General features: G+C 47.3%; 16 protein-coding genes. 2 read left to right on the plus strand and 14 right to left on the minus strand.

The window, feature by feature from the left end; genetic code table 11:
• The first annotated feature begins 31 nt into the window (after nucleotides 1–31).
• Nucleotides 32–1,024, plus strand: coding sequence for a galactose-1-phosphate uridylyltransferase (gene galT / locus KKC1_RS03415; protein ID WP_088553108.1), 993 nt, complete (start codon nucleotides 32–34; stop codon nucleotides 1,022–1,024).
• 13 nt (nucleotides 1,025–1,037) lie between these two features.
• Nucleotides 1,038–2,519 (plus strand): glycogen synthase GlgA, encoded by a 1,482-nt coding sequence (gene glgA, locus KKC1_RS03420; RefSeq protein ID WP_088553109.1) that lies wholly within the window; start codon nucleotides 1,038–1,040, stop codon nucleotides 2,517–2,519.
• A gap of 101 nt (nucleotides 2,520–2,620) precedes the next feature.
• On the opposite strand, the gene KKC1_RS03425 is transcribed toward glgA, so the two are convergent.
• The 14 genes from KKC1_RS03425 to gatC form a co-directional block, all read right to left on the minus strand.
• Nucleotides 2,621–2,998 (minus strand): carbohydrate-binding protein, encoded by a 378-nt coding sequence (locus tag KKC1_RS03425; RefSeq protein ID WP_238134180.1) that lies wholly within the window; start codon nucleotides 2,996–2,998, stop codon nucleotides 2,621–2,623.
• 174 nt (nucleotides 2,999–3,172) lie between these two features.
• Entirely contained in the window at nucleotides 3,173–4,066 is an 894-nt protein-coding gene (gene nikC / locus KKC1_RS03430; RefSeq protein ID WP_202819928.1) for a nickel transporter permease, read from the minus strand.
• Nucleotides 4,067–4,085: 19 nt separating this feature from the next.
• Nucleotides 4,086–5,090 (minus strand): ABC transporter permease, encoded by a 1,005-nt coding sequence (locus KKC1_RS03435; protein ID WP_088553111.1) that lies wholly within the window; start codon nucleotides 5,088–5,090, stop codon nucleotides 4,086–4,088.
• Between the two features lie 98 nt (nucleotides 5,091–5,188).
• Nucleotides 5,189–6,808 carry an ABC transporter substrate-binding protein gene (locus tag KKC1_RS03440; protein ID WP_088553112.1) on the minus strand — a complete coding sequence of 540 codons (1,620 nt, stop codon included), beginning with the start codon at nucleotides 6,806–6,808 and terminating at the stop codon, nucleotides 5,189–5,191.
• A 95-nt stretch (nucleotides 6,809–6,903) separates the two neighbouring features.
• Nucleotides 6,904–7,869, minus strand: coding sequence for an ABC transporter ATP-binding protein (locus KKC1_RS03445; RefSeq protein WP_088553113.1), 966 nt, complete (start codon nucleotides 7,867–7,869; stop codon nucleotides 6,904–6,906).
• 15 nt (nucleotides 7,870–7,884) lie between these two features.
• Nucleotides 7,885–8,850, minus strand: a complete 966-nt coding sequence (locus KKC1_RS03450; RefSeq protein ID WP_088553114.1) for an ABC transporter ATP-binding protein — start codon at nucleotides 8,848–8,850, stop codon at nucleotides 7,885–7,887.
• 139 nt (nucleotides 8,851–8,989) lie between these two features.
• Nucleotides 8,990–9,619, minus strand: coding sequence for a response regulator (locus KKC1_RS03455; RefSeq protein ID WP_088553115.1), 630 nt, complete (start codon nucleotides 9,617–9,619; stop codon nucleotides 8,990–8,992).
• On the minus strand, nucleotides 9,597–10,973 hold the full coding sequence (locus KKC1_RS03460; protein ID WP_088553116.1) for a HAMP domain-containing sensor histidine kinase: 1,377 nt from the start codon (nucleotides 10,971–10,973) through the stop codon (nucleotides 9,597–9,599). The genes KKC1_RS03455 and KKC1_RS03460 overlap by 23 nt, the downstream gene beginning before the upstream one ends.
• Nucleotides 10,974–10,991: 18 nt before the next feature.
• A complete protein-coding gene (locus tag KKC1_RS03465) occupies nucleotides 10,992–11,579 on the minus strand; it encodes a DUF6305 family protein (RefSeq protein ID WP_088553117.1) in 588 nt (195 codons plus the stop codon).
• Nucleotides 11,580–11,728: 149 nt separating this feature from the next.
• Nucleotides 11,729–12,730, minus strand: coding sequence for an isocitrate dehydrogenase (NAD(+)) (locus KKC1_RS03470; RefSeq protein WP_088553118.1), 1,002 nt, complete (start codon nucleotides 12,728–12,730; stop codon nucleotides 11,729–11,731).
• Between the two features lie 53 nt (nucleotides 12,731–12,783).
• Complete coding sequence (gene nifV / locus KKC1_RS03475) at nucleotides 12,784–13,923, minus strand: homocitrate synthase (protein ID WP_088553119.1); 1,140 nt, start codon at nucleotides 13,921–13,923, stop codon at nucleotides 12,784–12,786.
• A 557-nt stretch (nucleotides 13,924–14,480) separates the two neighbouring features.
• Nucleotides 14,481–15,920 carry an Asp-tRNA(Asn)/Glu-tRNA(Gln) amidotransferase subunit GatB gene (gene gatB, locus KKC1_RS03480; protein WP_088553120.1) on the minus strand — a complete coding sequence of 480 codons (1,440 nt, stop codon included), beginning with the start codon at nucleotides 15,918–15,920 and terminating at the stop codon, nucleotides 14,481–14,483.
• Entirely contained in the window at nucleotides 15,920–17,389 is a 1,470-nt protein-coding gene (gatA, locus tag KKC1_RS03485; RefSeq protein ID WP_088553121.1) for an Asp-tRNA(Asn)/Glu-tRNA(Gln) amidotransferase subunit GatA, read from the minus strand. The genes gatB and gatA overlap by 1 nt, the downstream gene beginning before the upstream one ends.
• Before the next feature lie 12 nt (nucleotides 17,390–17,401).
• Complete coding sequence (gene gatC / locus KKC1_RS03490) at nucleotides 17,402–17,683, minus strand: Asp-tRNA(Asn)/Glu-tRNA(Gln) amidotransferase subunit GatC (protein ID WP_088553122.1); 282 nt, start codon at nucleotides 17,681–17,683, stop codon at nucleotides 17,402–17,404.
• Between the last annotated feature and the right edge of the window lie 161 nt (nucleotides 17,684–17,844).

Below are 17,844 nucleotides of genomic sequence, written 5' to 3' on the forward strand. Positions count from 1 at the left end.
CCCTTGGCTCAAAATTAACGGAGGTATGAACATGCCAGAATTGCGTAAGGACCCGGTAACTGGTACCTGGGTCGTAATTGCGACTGAAAGAGCAAAACGACCTTCCGACTTTGTCAAATCTGGTGAGAAAGAAACAGATACAAAAAAAGGGGGCTTTTGTCCCTTTTGCCCGGGAAATGAAAAAAGCACCCCTCCGGAGGTTTTCGCCTTCCGGGAAGAAGGTACCAATCCCGATGAGGAAGGTTGGTCGGTACGGGTGGTTCCCAACAAGTTCGCCGCCCTTGAACCGGGGGTAGCACCGGAACGTCATGAAGACTCATTACACGAAACTATGAACGGCGTCGGAGCCCACGAAGTAATCATTGAAACCCCTGAGCATGAGGCTGCCTTTCCGGAACTTTCCCTGGAACAAATGGTCCGGGTAGTTGAGGCATGGAAAGAACGCTATCAGGCACTCTCAACTGACAAAAAGATCCGTTATACGCAAATTTTCCGCAACCACGGCCCGGAGGCCGGAGCCTCTTTAGAACATCCGCACAGCCAGCTTATTGCTACTCCAGTGGTTCCCAAAACCATACTTGAAGAATTGGAAGGAGTGCATAAATACGATACCAATTTCGGTAAATGCATCTACTGCGAACTTTTAAACCGGGAACTCCTAGAGGAAACAAGGATTGTTTACGCCTCCGCCCATTTTGTTGCTTTCTGCCCCTACGCTTCCCGGTTCCCTTTTGAAATTTGGATAATTCCCCGTCAGCATCAAGAGGAATTTGGTGAAATTTCTTCGGCCCAGATAGAAGGCCTGGCCGGGATTCTGAAAGAGATCACCGGCCGTCTTCGGAACACGCTCCAGGATCCCCCATATAATCTGGTCCTTCACACCGCTCCTTACGGGAGTGACAAGATGTATCACTGGCATATAGAAATTCTACCTCGTTTAACTAAAGTGGCCGGTTTCGAATGGGGGACCGGATTCTATATAAACCCTACCACGCCCGAGTCTAGCGCGGAAAACCTGCGATAAGGAGGTTTAATCCATGGGTAAAAAACACCTTAACATCCTTTTTGTCGCTTCCGAAGTAGCTCCTTTTGCCAAAACCGGAGGGCTGGCCGATGTCGCTGGTTCGTTGCCGAAAGCCCTGGCGGCCCATGGCCATGATGTACGGGTTGTACTTCCCCGCTATAAACAAATAAATGACGTTCCGTACCTCACTGACTTTCCCGTAGAAATGGACGGCCATTTGGAAACTGCGATTGTTCGCCAAGCTTCTATGGAAACCCGGGTGCAACAGCAGAAAAAGTCTATACCGGTTTATCTAATAGATAATTACCAGTACTTTTACCGCGACGGCCTCTACGGGCATCCGGATGATGCCGCCCGCTTCAACTTCTTCTGTAAAGCCGTACTTTCTATGCTACCCCGCATTGATTTTAAGCCCGATGTCATTCACTGCAATGACTGGCAGACAGGACCGATCCCCCTTTTTTTGAAAATTAAGTTTAAAGAGGATCCTTTTTACCAAAAAATAGCCACCCTGTTCACCATTCACAACCTGCAGTATCAGGGACGTTTTGATCGCGAAGCCCTGAAGATAATGGCTCTGGGAGACGAATTTTTTACTCCCGAGCAGTTGGAATTTTACGGCCAGGTTAATTATATGAAAGCGGGAATTCTGTACGCCGACGTTTTAAACACGGTCAGCCCCAAATACGCTCTGGAAATTCAAACCCCGGAAATGGGAGAAGGACTGGATGGCCTTTTGCGCAAGAGAGGGCAGGACCTCTACGGTATTATAAACGGTATTGATTACGACGTTTTTGACCCGAAAACCGACCCGCGGATCGCCGTAAACTACGATGCGGATACTTTACATTTGAAGAAAAAGAACAAAGAGGCCCTGCAGAGAGAGCTAAACCTGCCGGTAGAAGATATACCAGTGATATCCGTTATTTCCCGTCTGGTTAATCAAAAAGGTTTGGATCTAATTGCTCCCATAATAGACGAGCTGATGCACAAGAACCTCCAGTTGGTAATCTTGGGCAGCGGGGAGGATTACTACCAACAGCTTTTCTCTTCCTTGCAGGTTAAGTACCGCCATAAAATGGCCGTCAAAATCGGCTTTGATCCCGATCTTGCACAGAGAATCTATGCCGGTTCGGATATGTTTCTTATGCCTTCTCGTTTTGAACCGTGCGGGCTGGGACAGCTCATCAGCCTGCGCTACGGAACCATCCCCATAGTACGTTCTACCGGCGGGCTGGAGGATACCATTACCGACATTCATAAAGATCCCGTTAATGGAAACGGCTTCTCTTTTGCACCTTACACCCCTGAAGCTTTAAAGGACACTATTTTCCGCGCCCTGGAGGCCTACTACCACCAGCCGGGGGTATGGAAGGAACTGATGGCCAACGCCATGCGAGCCAATTACTCCTGGTCCCAGTCGGCGTTGAAGTACCTCGACCTCTACACCCGGGCCATGAGCAAAGCCAAGGCAACCCTGTTCAAGGCCGTCTAACCCGCCACTCAGCAGTTGTACTATCCCCGGTGAGGCTGGGTGATGTAGGCGTAAGGCGACATTAGTTCGAGGCGCCTACAAAAAAATCTGCCCCGTTCCGATTAGGGCAGATTGCCTTCGTGAATTTCAAAACTCCAGTTCCGGCCGTTATTGTTATCCCAGTTGTAGGCACTATCTCTGAAACAGAAGTTCAGGCGGTCTCCGCTTTTTACCTTGAATTTCTTCACCCAACCCCTTTCGGTTCGTTCCATGCGATAGTCATTTATGTCATACCAGCGATCGGCCGGCCCAAAACCGCAGTGAAGCCAGACCTGGTCGGCCCCGGATTGGGCAAGTAGCCCGTAATAGAGAACGGTGATCTCTTCCCCCGCCGTAATCGGTAGCGGGTCTACCGCCACTCCATCGGGATAGTTAGCTTCCCGCATACTCCATAGCTTGTTTTCCAAGTCTCCGTACCGAGTGTATTTCCTGTCCGTCACCGGTAAAACCTCCTGGTCTTGATTTTAATTCTAACTATATTATGAGGAAAAAGCATTATTGTATGTTAGGAAACTAATAGAAAAATTTATGTATCAAATAATAGAAGCCGTTGACCTGCAACTTCGTCAACGGCCTCTCTTGCTGTAACATAGTAAACCAGTGAATAATCCGACTTACTCTTTTAATCTCGGGTCCAGAGCATCCCTTAATCCATCCCCTAAAAGGTTGAAGCCTAAGACGGTAAGCATGATAGCCAGACCGGGGAAAACTGTTGCCCAAGGCGCGTTCCGAATGAACTGACGGGCATTGGCAAGCATGAAACCCCATTCGGGCTGAGGAGGTCTGGCTCCCAGCCCGAGGAAACTAAGACCTGCCGCTTCCAGGATAGCGGTACCTATGCCCATGGTTGTCTGCACAATGATAGGTGCTATACAGTTAGGCAACACGTGCTTGAAAATTATGCGAAAATCGTTGGCACCGATGGCTTTGGCTGCCTCCACATATTCCGTGGCCTTTACGGAAAGCACCGATGAACGTACTATCCTGGCGTAGGTGGGGATGTATACAATACCGATAGCCACCATGGCGTTTTGGAGACTAGGCCCCAATACGGCGGTAATAGCAATGGCCAGGAGTATGCTGGGAAAGGCCATCATAATATCAATTAGACGCATAACTACAAGGTCAATCCATCCGCCGTAATACCCGGCAACAGCTCCCACCAAAGTACCAATGCTCATAGCAATACCAACGGAAATTATCCCAACTTGGATGGAAATGCGAGCCCCGAAAATAATACGGCTTAAAATATCCCGACCCAATGAGTCCGTTCCCAACCAGTGTTCCGCACTAGGTGGCTTTAAACGATCCACCAGCTTGCCATCTTCGGTGGGGTGGTAAGGTGCCAGGTAGGGAGCGAACATAGCAACAAAAATCAAAGCAAATACGATAAAGGCCCCTACCATGGCCGACTTGCGGGCCACTATGCGTCGTAACGTTTCCAACCAGAGACTGCTTTTAGTTGCCTTATCCTTCACCTCTGTTTGAGTTTCCAATTGTAAGTTCATGTTTTGCATGTGGCGCCTCCTAGTCAAACTTAATTCGCGGATCTAAAAAGGTATAAAGAATGTCGGTCGCCAAATTGACCAAAACAAAAACCACTGCTATTACGAGAATTCCTCCCTGAACCGCAGGAAAATCCCTGGCCATGATGGCGTTGTACATGTACCTGCCGACGCCCGGCCAGGAAAAAATGGTCTCCGTCATAACTGCACCGCCCAGTAAAATCCCAAATTGCAGTCCCATCACCGTGATTACCGGTAGAAGCGCATTCTTTAAAGCATGCTTGAATATCACGAGGTTCTCCTTTAAACCTTTAGCCCTAGCTGTTCTGATGTAATCCTGTCTCATTACTTCCAGCATGCTTGACCGGGTCATACGGGCAATAATGGCCATGGGAATGGTCCCCAGAGCAATAGCCGGTAAAACCAGGTGCCAGAGGCCGTCTTTTAATGCCTGCATATCGCCGGCCAGCAGGCTATCAATAACCACAAAATTGGTAACTACAGGAATGTCCACCGTATGACTTAATCTGGCGGAGGGCGGAAACCATCCCAGTAGATTGGAAAAAATCCAAATCAACATCAGTGCCAGCCAAAATATGGGCATGGAAACCCCTACCAGAGCTCCGGTCATGCTGAGGTTATCAAACCAGGAATACTGTTTTACGGCGGAAATCACTCCCGCAGCCACCCCGATCACAATGGCTATCAACATGGCCGCAATGGTCAGTTCAATGGTCGCCGGAAATCTTTCGGCAAGTTCGGCGGCAACGGGTTCGTGGCTGATCACAGATCGCCCCAGATCTCCCCTCAGCACATTCCGGGCAAATCTAAAATACTGTATGTATAACGGGTCGTTAAGTCCCAATTCCTCTCTCAATTTTTCCAGTGCTTCCGGCGTAGCTCTTTCACCCAGGATAACCTGCGCCGGGTCGCCGGGGATCAGATGGATAAGTAAAAAAGCGATAATAGATACTCCGACCAGTACCGGTATTAACATTAATAAACGTTTTGCGATGTACGTCAGCATGGCGTGCCCTCCATCAAGGAGCTAAATCATTTCAGAATGCGGGGAAGCCAAACGGCTTCCCCGAAAGTCGTTTAGTATCTGCCTATCAAACATAGTTCTTACTGTATATCAATATCAATAAAACTTTCAGAACCAGTAGCATGAGGTACCCAACCGGTAACATTCTTTCTAGCAGCCAGTACGGGAGTGGAATGTACCAGAGGTACCCAGGGGGCGTCTTCATGGATGTAAACCTGTGCTTCTTCATAAAGTTCGGCGCGCTTGGACTGGTCCATTTCCATTTGGGCTTCTACCAGGAGGTCATGAACCTTATCGTTCTTATAGAAGGCCACGTTGCTGGCAGCACCTTTAACCGCATTGTTCTTATCAAGCAATACATAAAGGAAGTTATCCGGGTCGCCGTTATCCCCCGTCCAGCCAAGTAAATAAAGGTCGTGTTCTCCTTTTTCTCCTTTTTCCAGATAAGTTGCCCAGTCATAGGTAACGATTTCCGCTTTGATACCTACAGCAGCCAAATCCTGCTGGATAGCCTGGGCAATTTCCATAGGTTGGGGCATATAGGGACGGGCTACCGGCATGGCCCACAGGGTGGTCTCGAACCCATCGGGATAACCTGCCTCAGCCAACAAAGCTTTAGCTTTGGCCGGGTCATATTCGTAATCTTCTATGTCATCATTGTATCCCCATAAACTGGGAGGCATCGGGTTTTTGGCTGGCTTTGCAAACCCGGCGTAGAAAGCCTCGATAAGAGCCTCTTTGTTGATGGCATGGTTGATGGCTCTTCTTACTAATACGTTATCGAAAGGTGTTTTTTCCGTATTCATGGCCAAATAACCGACATTCATACTCGGCCTCAGTAGCAGCTGCAAGTCGGGATTTTCTTTAATTCTGGCTGCATCATCCGGGTTGACGCCAATCATGGCATCAATGGTTCCAGCTTCCAGTTCCATTAATCTCGCGGTGTTATCAGGAATGGTGCGGAATATTACTTTGTCTAACTTGGGTTCGGGGCCCCAGTATTCTTCGTTCTTCACCAGAACAATTCTATCATCCTTCTTCCATTCCACAAACTTAAAGGGGCCAGTACCCACCGGATGTTTAAAGTAATCCTCACCATATTTCTTGATGGCTTCCGGGCTGGCAATGGCAAAAGCGGGCATAGCCAGATTTTGAATGAAGGGAGCAAGAGGTTTCTCCAAGGCAATCTTTACGGTATATTCGTCAACAACTTCCACTGAGGAAATTATCCCGGGAAATCCTCCGAACATATACATGTAATATTCAAAGTCGCCGTGGTGATACGGGTTATTTTCATCCATCCACCGGTCAAAATTAAATTTTACCGCTTCAGCGTTAAAAGGCGTACCGTCGTGGAACTTCACGCCCTTACGCAGTTTAAATGTCCATTCCAGACCGTCCTTAGATACTTCCCATTCTTCGGCCAGGCCAGGAACTACCTTAGTAGATTCTTTGTCATATTTCACCAAAGTATCGTATATCTGTTGGGTTACATAGATAGATTCTCCATCGGTAACATTAGCAGGGTCAAGCCCCACCGAGTCCCCACCTCGGCCAAAGACGAAAACCTTTTCTGCCGAAGCTTCAGATTGCTTGTCCCCCGACTCGTTATTAACGGCAGACTTTTCGCTTGTGCCGCAGCCTGCCAAAACAAGGCTCAAGACTAACATTACAACTACTATCCAAGCGATCTTTTTCATAACAAGAGTTGACCTCCTTATTCTCAATTTAAGTTATATGCAAGTTGTGTTCTGTTCGAAAAACCAGCTATCACCTCCCCGTAGAAAAGAACAATTTAAAACAGGTGACAGGCTACCTGGTGTCCATCCCCCACTTCCTTAAAAGTCGGCACCTCACGCCGGCAAATCTCCATTGCATATTTGCACCTAGTATGAAAATTGCATCCTGAAGGCGGATTAATGGGACTGGGTACATCCCCTTCCAGAATAATCCGCTCTTTTTTTACCGTCGGATCAGGTATTGGTATGGCGGAAAGCAACGCCTTGGTATAAGGGTGGTGGGCATTGCGATACAGTTCCTTATCCGAAGCTACTTCCACAATGCGGCCGAGGTACATTACCGCCACCCGCCTGGAAATATGCTTAACCACACTTAAATCATGGGCAATAAAAACATAGGTCAAACCGAATTCCTGCTGTAAATCTTCCAGCAGATTAATCACTTGAGCTTGGATAGAGACATCCAGCGCGGAAACCGGCTCATCACAAATTATCAGCTTGGGATTTACAGCTAGCGCCCTGGCAATGCCAATGCGCTGTCGCTGTCCGCCCGAAAATTCGTGGGGATAACGGTCTGCATGATACTTCATTAACCCTACGGTATCCAATAATTTCAATACTCGCTTTCTGGCTTCGGAGCCTTTAGCAATTCCGTGAAGGAGCATGGGCTCCGCAATAATCTCACCCACGGTCATGCGAGGATTAAGAGACGCATACGGATCCTGAAAAATTATCTGCATCTCTTTGCGCATACGCCGCATCTCCGCCGGTTTTAAATTTCTTATGTTTTTCCCTTGAAAGTAAATATCTCCGGAGGTAGGTTCAATGAGCCGCAGAATACAGCGCCCGGTGGTGGATTTTCCGCAACCGGATTCTCCTACCAGCCCTAAGGTCTCGCCTTTATGTACCGTAAATGAAACTCCGTCAACAGCTTTAACTACCCCCACCTGCCGGGAAAATATACCTTTGGTAATGGGGAAATATTTTTTCAGTTTCCTTACTTCCAGTAATACCTCGCTCATGCAATTCCTCCAATTTTAATATAGGTGGCAGGCTACTCTGTGCCCGGGAGCCAGTTCCTTGGCAACCGGGCGCATTCTGTGGCAAATAGCTTTACTGTAATCACACCTATTCACAAAGGGACAGCACTCTTTCATATTTTTTAAATCAGGGGGCATGCCTCTGATGGGTTTCAGTCTCTGTTTTTCATCATCATATAATTGGGGAATGGACTGTAATAACCCCCATGTATACGGGTGTTTGGGATTGCCAAAAAGTGTTTTTACGTCGGTAAACTCCACCGGAGTCCCCGCATACATTACCAGTACTTGTTCACACAACTCCGCTACCACACCCAGATCGTGAGTAATCATAATAATAGCTGTCCCGTAGTTTTTCTTCAGATTGCGCATCAAATCTAAAATTTGCGCCTGAATGGTAACATCAAGTGCCGTAGTTGGTTCATCAGCAATCAAAAGTTTGGGATTACATGCTATGGCCATGGCTATCATCGCCCGCTGTCTCATACCCCCACTAAATTGGTGGGGATAATGTTTTACCCTGGAACGGGCTTCGGGAATACCAACCTTTTCCAGTAGCTCCACTGCCTCCGCCCAGGCTTCTTTCTTTTTCATCTTCCTGTGGTAAACCAGAGCTTCTACTATTTGTTCTCCCACCGTAAGCACAGGGTTGAGAGAGGTCATGGGATCCTGAAATATCATAGATATTTCATTTCCCCGAATTTTGCGCATTTCTTCCTCGGATAAACGGAGAATGTCTCTACCATTAAAATAGATTCGCCCGTCCACTATTTTACCGGGGGGCGTAGGAACCAAACGCATAATAGACAGGGCGGTGATGGATTTTCCTGAACCGGATTCTCCTACGATACCCATTGTTTGACCCGGTTTCAGGGAAAAATTCACCCCATCCACTGCTTTAACAATTCCTTCTTTGGTGAAAAAATGGGTTTTCAAATTGACTACTTCTAACAGTTCAGCCATGTTGCCACTCCTGTAACGATGTATATATAGACATAAGCAATTCGCTACCGGTTGCAATTCTCCTATTTTCTCTCTTTTTTCTGAAAAAAAATAACGGCAAAATGCCGTATTTTAAAGTATTAAGGTTGGATTTCATGGATTAGCGATTTATCTTTAACCGGTATCTGTTCTTGGGCCTGCCCACCTTACCATAATCACATTCGGTCTCCACTTTGCCTTCCTGCACCATATACATCATGTATCGGTGGACAGTTTGGTAAGCCAAGCCGACTTCCTTAGTGATTTCCTCTAGAGTGGCAGGCTCTTTCCGGTTGGCAAGATAATTAATAATTAAATTCATGGTAGCGGTTCTGATACCTTTGGTCACATAGGTATCTTCCTGCATTTTAGCCCTGCTTCTCTGCAGGTCGCCTACTTGCAGATTTACCTTTAAACGAGCAATGAGATCGGGAGCTTTAATAGGCTTCAAAGCAAAATCCGTAGCGCCGGCATCCAAAAATTGGTCCGCTATCTCCTGCCTTTCGTCTACGGTCAGCACTACTATAGGTACATATTGATCCATACTTCTTACCCTCTGCACTGTCTCCAAACCATCCAACACTGGCATGTGGTAGTCCACTACTACTACATCCGGGTTTTCACTGCTAAATTTTTCAACACCTTCCATGCCGTTGGCAGCAGTTATTGTTTTCCAGCCGACGTACTTAAATATTTCTTGGAGGGTAAATCTAACGCCAGCATCATCGTCAATCACCAATATTTTGGTCATTTGCGACCTCCTCCGGCAACCATATTCTCACGGTTGTTCCTTTACCCACAGTACTTTCCACTTCTACAGTTCCTTGGTGGCTCTCAACCACTCTTTTGACAAAAGCCAGGCCAAGTCCCGAACCTTCGGGACGGGTGCTGTACCCCACGGTCCAGATATCCGCCAATTTCTCGGCGGGAATACCCACCCCGTTATCTTCAACCTCAAAAGTTACACCTTGTCGCTCAGATCTAACCCTTATCCAAATTTTGCCCTCTGTAGGCGACGTAGCACGAAAAGCATTTTGGATTAAATTGTCTATAGCACGGGCTACACGAATTTTATTTATCCGTAAAACAGGTAGATTGTCATCTAATTCGAAATATACTTTTCTTCCCTCCACTTTAACCATGACATGAGCCCGGACATAATTAATCAGGTCTTCAATCTCCGCAGGCTTCCGAACTTTTTCATATAAAATCTCGGAAATCATTTCGTTTACTTTATCTACAGCATTTCCTATATGCCGACAGTAGTCTCTCACTTTTTCTTCACTAGTGGCCATCTCAACCAAAGAGGATAGGCCCTGCACCGTCATGAGAGGAGTCTTGAGGTCATGTACCAAACTGTGCATCTCGCGGAGTATTCGGGTTTCCTCTGCCTGCAAGCGCATGCGTTCCAATTCCACTTCCTGCTCCTTACGTATTTCCACATCAGAAATTCGTTTCATATAAACTGCTAATAGCTTAGTAGTTATCACGGCAGTAACCAACAGGGGAATACAAAAGGAAAAACCGAGAAAATTCATTACTTTATCTCCCACAAGGAATTTACTAGCAATTTGAATAGAAGTAGCCAGATCCCCGGAGCCGAAGCCAAAATTAGTAAGCCAGGGAGTTAAATTCAGCCACTGCAATCCAAAAGCCAGTTGGGCAACTACTATGGTGGTAGCAAAAATGTTATCTCCTTTAAAAGACATTTGCTCGATCAACAGGCTTCCTGCTATCACTGTGAGCAAAGGAACCAATATATCAGTTTTATCCACGCCTTTGTTTACCATCAAATGCATCGCAGAAACAATAATTAACGGAAGTATTAATTTAATGTATTTTCTGCTTCCTCTTTTCGTCTCTATACTTTCGGCAATTAAAAAGACCCCTAAATAGCCCGGCAAACCTTTGACGCTTTGATAAATCACCAACTTTGCCGCCGCCAGTATTAATAAACCAGTATCCACCCTCTTAATACTTTTTTCTATCAAATCAACTATAGATAGAGCTAACGGCACTAACAACTTGGGAATATAGAAACCCAGAGCAACCAATACAACTCCAATTAAAAAGACATAGCGTTTACGGGGGACAATCTTTACCATGCTCCTCTCCCTCCCCCGCTATCTGTAAACTGAGTTGAGTGGTATTTTGACGGCTTCCATGTCTCTTACCACCGTTATAGGTATTTGATTCTCTTTGGCAATGCGGCTGAAAAAACCATCTCGGTTACCGTTTCTTAAAACAATCATATAATCGGCATGTGGTGCTAACATATTGATTAGTTCATCGTTTTTATGCCCCCGCCGACTCCGGCCACCTAAATGTAAAAGAATAACCGGTATGCGCTGTTTCTTTGCGGCTTTAACCAGTTCCAAGGCTCTTTGTTTTTCCTCCCCCCACGAGATTCGGGAACTAAGCATACCCATATCACTGTATCCGACTGCCACCAGCAAGCTACCGTATCCTTCCACATCGATTGCTTCGGCTTTATAGCGGTAATAATTCCTTATTTTTAACTCATCGGCCATCTTAGCTACTATTAATCCCTCCGGGCCTTGTCCTACCGTGGTAATCAGTGCCCGTTCCCGGCCGAGCGGTTTAAACAGGTGAGGAACGGTCTCAGCATGGTTATCACCGGAGGGCAGACGGAAGTACCAAGTTAAAATAAGAATGCTTACGATTAAGAGTATTAATAAAGCTTTGCGCAACCTGTACACCACCTGTTCGTACTGCTTCCTATTTCGATGACGTTTTGCGTAAATCCTTTAAAAAAAGCGCCATTTGGCGCCTGACATAACTGACAAACCCTGCAGCTAAACTAACTGCAGGGCTGTGATTTTTGAAGTAATATACTCCTTTATTGCATTTTGCGGATTATGGCATCGGCCATCTCGCTGGTACCGGCACTGCCACCCAAATCATAAGTAACAAATTTCTTCTCCTCTAAAACCTCATTAACGGCCTGCCGGACCCTGGCAGCAGCTTCAAACTCTCCTAAGTGTTCCAGCATCATTACGCCCGACAGAATGATGGCCAAGGGATTAACTTTGTTCTGTCCCGCGTACTTGGGAGCGCTCCCGTGCACCGGCTCAAAAACGGCCGCCTCATCTCCGATGTTAGCTCCCGGAGCCACGCCCAGACCACCTACTAACCCTGCACATAGATCCGAAAGGATGTCACCGTAGAGATTAGGCATAACCAGTACATCATAGAGCTCCGGTTTTTGTACCAGTTGCATACACATGTTATCTACAATGCGGTCTTCAAACTCTATCTCCGGGTACTCCTGGGCAACCTTACGGGCACATTCCAGAAACAAACCGTCGGAAAGCTTGAGAATATTAGCTTTATGCACGGCGGTTACTTTACGCCGGTTTTGATTTTTAGCCAACTCGAAGGCAAAACGCACTATTCTTTCCGAAGCCCGGCGGGTAATGATCTTGATGCTTTCCGCAGCATCCTCTCCTACCATGTGCTCGACCCCGGCGTACAGGTCCTCTGTGTTCTCCCGCACCACTATAAGATCTATGTTATCATACCGACTATTCACACCAGGAAGCGTCTTAGCCGGGCGAACATTGGCATAAAGGTCCAGCGCTTTGCGCAGCGCAACATTAACACTGCGAAAACCAGTCCCCACCGGAGTGGTCAAGGGGCCCTTGAGGGCCACCTTGTTTTTGCGGATAGAATCCAGCACGGGCTCCGGTAAAGGAGTACCATATTCCTTAATCACAGCTTCGCCCGCTTCAACAACTTCCCACTCAATCTCCACTCCTGAGGCATCTAACACTCGCCTGGCCGCCTCTGTAATCTCAGGTCCAATGCCGTCTCCGGGTATCAAAGTTATTACATGTTTCATCAGTTTCTCACTCCGTTTCATGTAATGTCAGATGTAGCCAAAAATTCATCTGTTTAAGAAGTTTTTCTCTTCCCCTGTATGTAGTCTTCGTAAATATATACCAGTTCTTTATCAAAGAGCGACCGCTTCAGGTCGACCGCCGCAGCCCGTACTCTGGCTAAAATTTCTGTAGCCTCTTTTTCATTCAGGTGAATACCATATTCGTGAAACTTGGCAATAATAGCCGCCGTACCCGAGTGTTTTCCTATAACAATCTGGCGTTCCAAACCTACTTCTTCCGGAGTGAAGGCCTCATAAGTACGGGCGTGTTTCAGCATTCCGTCGGCATGGATACCTGATTCATGAGCAAACATATTGGTCCCAACAATTGCCTTCCAGGCAGGCAACTCTCGACCGGAAGCCAAGGATACGTACTCGGCAAGCTCTCGGAACATTTCCGTGTTAAATTCCAAATCGGTATTATCCAGGTACTTTAAGGCCATAACCACTTCTTCCAGAGCGGCATTGCCGGCCCGCTCTCCCAGACCGACAACCGTTACTCCCGCGTGGGTAGCCCCCGCCCTGATGCCGGCAAAGGTATTAGCCGTAGCCATCCCGAAATCGTTGTGCATATGCATTTCAATATCGATTTTTACCTCTTCGATGAGATGCTTTATCCGTTCGTAGGTACTAAAAGGTTCCATAATTCCTACCGTGTCGCAGAAACGCAGGCGGTCGGCACCCGCCTCCTTGGCGGCCTTAGCAAATTTAATTAAGAAATCCTGTTCGGTTCGTGAAGCATCTTCCGCATTAACCGACACATACAAGTTATGTTTTTTGGCAAACTCAACAGCCTTGACCATGTTCTTAATTACTTCTTCTCGGGTACTCCGCAACTTATGCTGGATATGAATGTCGGAGGTGGAAATGGATATGGCCACCGCATCCACTCCGCAATCCAGGGAGTGTTTGATGTCAGAAATTACCGCCCGGTTCCAGCCCATTATACTGGCTTTCAAACCGGAATCAACAATTTGCTTAATCGCTTCTTTTTCATCTCCACCCATAACGGGAATGCCGGCCTCAATTTGATGAACGCCTACCTTATCTAATAGTTTTGCAATACGTACTTTTTCCTTATTGGCAAAAACTACTCCGGCCGTTTGCTCTCCATCCCTAAGAGTAGTGTCAACGATTATTACATGTCTTTTCATCAAATATCACCCCTTTTCTTAAAAAATTTATTCTTTGGCTCAATTCCCTGGATACGTGCTGCGTCATTCTTCCGGGACCGGCAATTTCCCCTGCCTGCAGAACGTCCAGATTAGCCAACCACTGCTCTTCACCGTCTCATCCTCCTCAATCTCAGGTAATGCTGCCAAAAAGCTCTCTGACAGCCGGCCACAAAAAAACACCTCCTTCGAGAAACCGGTACAGGGAGGTGTTGCATTCTGTAGATAGAAAGCTTTTCGTTCTACTTAACGAATGTTCCGTCTTCGTCGCTTCGCTAGAACCCTGCCTCCCTGCTTGGACTTCCCGAAAATAATACGCCAATATATCTTATTCACCAGTGTGCCCTTATTTTCCTGCTTATTGAGCTAAAATTAAGCATATTTTTTATCTTTTCACTAGTTTCTCCAATTTCTATTTGCTTGCTGGGAATAACACAATTTCTCTTTTTCTTAATCAACCTACCCAGGGCGAAAACTGGTTTAACTAACCGTGGCCACTAGGGTTTAAAATGGCCCCCTGGTAGGGGGCCTCAGATTGGTTACAACCTTTCCCGCAATAACTTGTTAACCAATTGGGGGTTGGCCTTACCTTTGGTGGCCTTCATCACCTGGCCCACTAGGAAACCAAAGGCTCTGTCCTTACCGTTACGGTAGTCTTCTACCGATTTGGGGTTCTCCTCTATCACCTTATCTACTATAGGCGCCAGCACCTTTTCATCGGTAATCTGTACCAAACCTTTTTCCTTGACGATTTCCTCTGCACCCTTACCGGTCTCGAACATTTCCTCAAAGACGGTTTTAGCTATTTTCCCGCTTATAGTACCCTTATTAATCAAAGCGAGCAGTTCCGCGAGACCTTCCGGTTTTACCGGCGAATCCTCCACCTCCAGGTTATGGGCATTCAATAATCGCAACAGCTCGCCCATAATCCAGTTACTTACCGTTTTGGCATCAGAAAATTTTTCCACACACTGGTCGAAATAGTCCGCCAAGGCCTTGCTGCCAGTTATCACCATGGCATCATAAGCAGGTAACCCATATTCTTCCATAAGCCTCCGTCGGCGAGCATCAGGTAGCTCCGGCAACGTTTGGCGCACCCGTTCTACCCATTCCCGATCAATGACCAGCGGTACTAAATCCGGTTCCGGGAAATAACGATAGTCATGGGCTTCCTCTTTACTGCGCAGGGTAATGGTAATTCCTTTGCTTTCGTCCCAAGAACGGGTTTCTTGAACTATCCTGCCTCCATCTTCCAAAATCTCAATCTGGCGCTTGATTTCGTATTCCAACGCCCTTTGCAGGGCCTTGAAGGAGTTCAAGTTCTTGATTTCCGTCTTAGTCCCGAATTCGGTACTGCCTTTCGGCCGTACCGATACGTTGGCATCGCAGCGAAGTGAACCTTCCTGCATCTTGCAATCCGAAACATCACAATATTGAAGAATTGCCTTCAGCTTTTCCATATAGAGTCTGGCTTCAACCGGTGAGCGCAAATCCGGTTCAGAGACAATCTCTATTAGAGGCACACCAGTACGATTATAGTCCACCAGAGAATATTCCGCCTCCGCTATATCGTCGCCTTGATGAATCAGCTTGCCGGCATCCTCTTCCATATGCAGGCGCGTAATACCGATTCTCTTTGTCTGGCCGTCTACTTCAATTTCCAGGTAACCGTTTTTAGCAATAGGCAGATCGTACTGGGAAATTTGGTAGTTCTTAGGTAAATCGGGATAGTAGTAATTTTTCCGGTCAAACTTGCTGAACTCGGCTATTTCACAATTAAGGGCCAGTCCGGCCTTAATAGCGTATTCCACTACATTGCGGTTGAGAACCGGTAGTACTCCCGGCATTCCCAGGCAAATGGGACACACATGCGTGTTGGGGGCACCGCCAAATTCGGTAGTACATCCACAGAAAATCTTGGAATTAGTCTTAAGCTCCGCATGCACTTCCAAACCAATTACCGCTTCATATTCCGCCATTACCGCTTCACCTCCAGCGCCGGCTTCGCCCTATGATAATCGGTGTTTTGCTCAAAGGTGTAGGCCACCCGGAGGATAGTCACCTCGTCGAAAGGCTTGCCTATTATCTGCAGCCCGACCGGTAACCCCTGGCTGAACCCACAGGGAATGGAAATAGCCGGAAGACCAGCCATATTGACCGGGATGGTACAGATGTCGGAAAGGTACATGGCCAGAGGATCATTGGCCTTTTCTCCGATTTTAAAGGCCACCGTAGGAGAAGTAGGAGCTATCAATGCATCATATTTTTCAAAAGCCCTATCGAAGTCTCTCTTGATAAGAGTACGCACTTTAAGGGCTTTAAGGTAATAAGCGTCATAATATCCCGAGCTCAGAGCATAAGTACCCAGCATGATTCTCCGCTTTACCTCAGGGCCGAACCCTTCCCTGCGGGTCTTCATATACATGCTTACCGTATCCTTGGCCTCCTCCGTCCGGTAGCCGTACTTTACTCCGTCGTACCGGGCCAGGTTGGAGCTGGCCTCCGCCGGAGCAATAAGATAGTAAGCGGGAAGAGCGTACTCGGTGTGAGGTAGGCTGACTTCCTCACAACAGGCGCCCAGTTCCTCAAGTTTGGATATAGCCTGGTTAACTGCTTCCTTTACTTCCGCGTCAAGTCCCTCTCCGAAATACTCGCGGGGAATCCCCAGCCGCAGGCCTTTGATATCTGGAACCAACGCCTGTCGGTAGTCAGGAACAGGCAGGTTCGCCGAAGTAGAGTCGTACGGATCATGTCCGGCAATGGCCTGCAGGACTAGAGCACAATCGGTAACATCTTTGGTAATAGGTCCGATCTGGTCCAGAGAAGAAGCAAAGGCTACCAGTCCGAAACGGGACACCAGACCGTATGTAGGCTTAAGCCCAACTACCCCGCAAAAAGAAGCCGGCTGCCGGATGGAACCGCCGGTGTCGGAGCCCAGCGTATAGATGGCCTCGTCAGCCGCTACCGCCGCTACCGCACCACCGCTGGAACCGCCCGGAACTCGGTCCAAATCCCAGGGATTCCGGGTAGGAAAAAAGGCGGAGTTTTCATTGGAAGAGCCCATGGCAAATTCGTCCATGTTCAGTTTCCCCAAACAAATTGCTCCGGCCTCTTCCAACCGTTCTACTACGGTAGCATTATAAGGCGGCACAAAATTTTCCAGAATTTTGGAAGAGCAGGTGGTTTTAATACCTTTGGTACAAATATTATCTTTAAAGCCCATGGGTATACCGGCCAAAGGACCAAGCGTTTCTCCTGAAGCTAAGGACTTATCAACCTTGTCCGCCTGTTGTAAAGCCTTTTCCTTGGTTAGGGTCACATACGCTTTTACCGAATCATCTACCTCTTCAATCCGTTCCAAAACGCTCTGGGTTATTTCCCGGGAGCTGACTTCTTTCTTCTGTAACAGCTCGTGAAGCTCGTGAGCCGTTAATTCGTACAGATTCAACCGTATCCCTCCTCAAACTATCCTCGGCACCTTGAAATAACCATCCTGCTTGGAAGGTGCGTTGGCCAATGCCGTCTCGTTATCCAGCCATGTACGGGATTGATCTTCCCTAAAAACATTACGCATGGGCAGAACATGGGCAGTCGGTTCCACATTCTCCGTATCCAGCTCGTTCAGTTTATTAATGTATTCCAGGATACTGCCCAACTGCTGCGTATACATTTCCTTTTCCTCTTCGGAGAGTTCCAAACGAGCAAGCAAGGCCACGTGTTCTACTTCTTTTTTGGAAATCATAACCTTCACCGTCCTGTTGGCTTATTATGGAATACTACTTTATTATACCAAATCGCCGACCGCCTGTCCAAACAAGCCCCCCGTCAAGAAGCTGTCAAGTGGACCTAGGTAATTTTTTCGATTTTCTTTCCTCCAATGGTAATTGGGGATTTATGTATGAT

Source organism: Calderihabitans maritimus (assembly GCF_002207765.1).
GTDB classification, from domain to species: domain Bacteria; phylum Bacillota; class KKC1; order Calderihabitantales; family Calderihabitantaceae; genus Calderihabitans; species Calderihabitans maritimus.

Coding starts and splice junctions, on each gene's coding strand:
- nikC (WP_202819928.1), bottom strand. CDS start 4,066: ATGAACTTACAATTGGAAACTCAAACAGAGGTGAAGGATAAGGCAACT.
- KKC1_RS03435 (WP_088553111.1), bottom strand. CDS start 5,090: ATGCTGACGTACATCGCAAAACGTTTATTAATGTTAATACCGGTACTG.
- KKC1_RS03470 (WP_088553118.1), bottom strand. CDS start 12,730: ATGAAACATGTAATAACTTTGATACCCGGAGACGGCATTGGACCTGAG.
- gatB (WP_088553120.1), bottom strand. CDS start 15,920: ATGGCGGAATATGAAGCGGTAATTGGTTTGGAAGTGCATGCGGAGCTT.
- KKC1_RS03445 (WP_088553113.1), bottom strand. CDS start 7,869: ATGAGCGAGGTATTACTGGAAGTAAGGAAACTGAAAAAATATTTCCCC.
- nifV (WP_088553119.1), bottom strand. CDS start 13,923: ATGAAAAGACATGTAATAATCGTTGACACTACTCTTAGGGATGGAGAG.
- gatC (WP_088553122.1), bottom strand. CDS start 17,683: ATGATTTCCAAAAAAGAAGTAGAACACGTGGCCTTGCTTGCTCGTTTG.
- KKC1_RS03440 (WP_088553112.1), bottom strand. CDS start 6,808: ATGAAAAAGATCGCTTGGATAGTAGTTGTAATGTTAGTCTTGAGCCTT.
- KKC1_RS03450 (WP_088553114.1), bottom strand. CDS start 8,850: ATGGCTGAACTGTTAGAAGTAGTCAATTTGAAAACCCATTTTTTCACC.
- glgA (WP_088553109.1), top strand. CDS start 1,038: ATGGGTAAAAAACACCTTAACATCCTTTTTGTCGCTTCCGAAGTAGCT.
- galT (WP_088553108.1), top strand. CDS start 32: ATGCCAGAATTGCGTAAGGACCCGGTAACTGGTACCTGGGTCGTAATT.
- KKC1_RS03455 (WP_088553115.1), bottom strand. CDS start 9,619: ATGACCAAAATATTGGTGATTGACGATGATGCTGGCGTTAGATTTACC.
- KKC1_RS03460 (WP_088553116.1), bottom strand. CDS start 10,973: ATGGTAAAGATTGTCCCCCGTAAACGCTATGTCTTTTTAATTGGAGTT.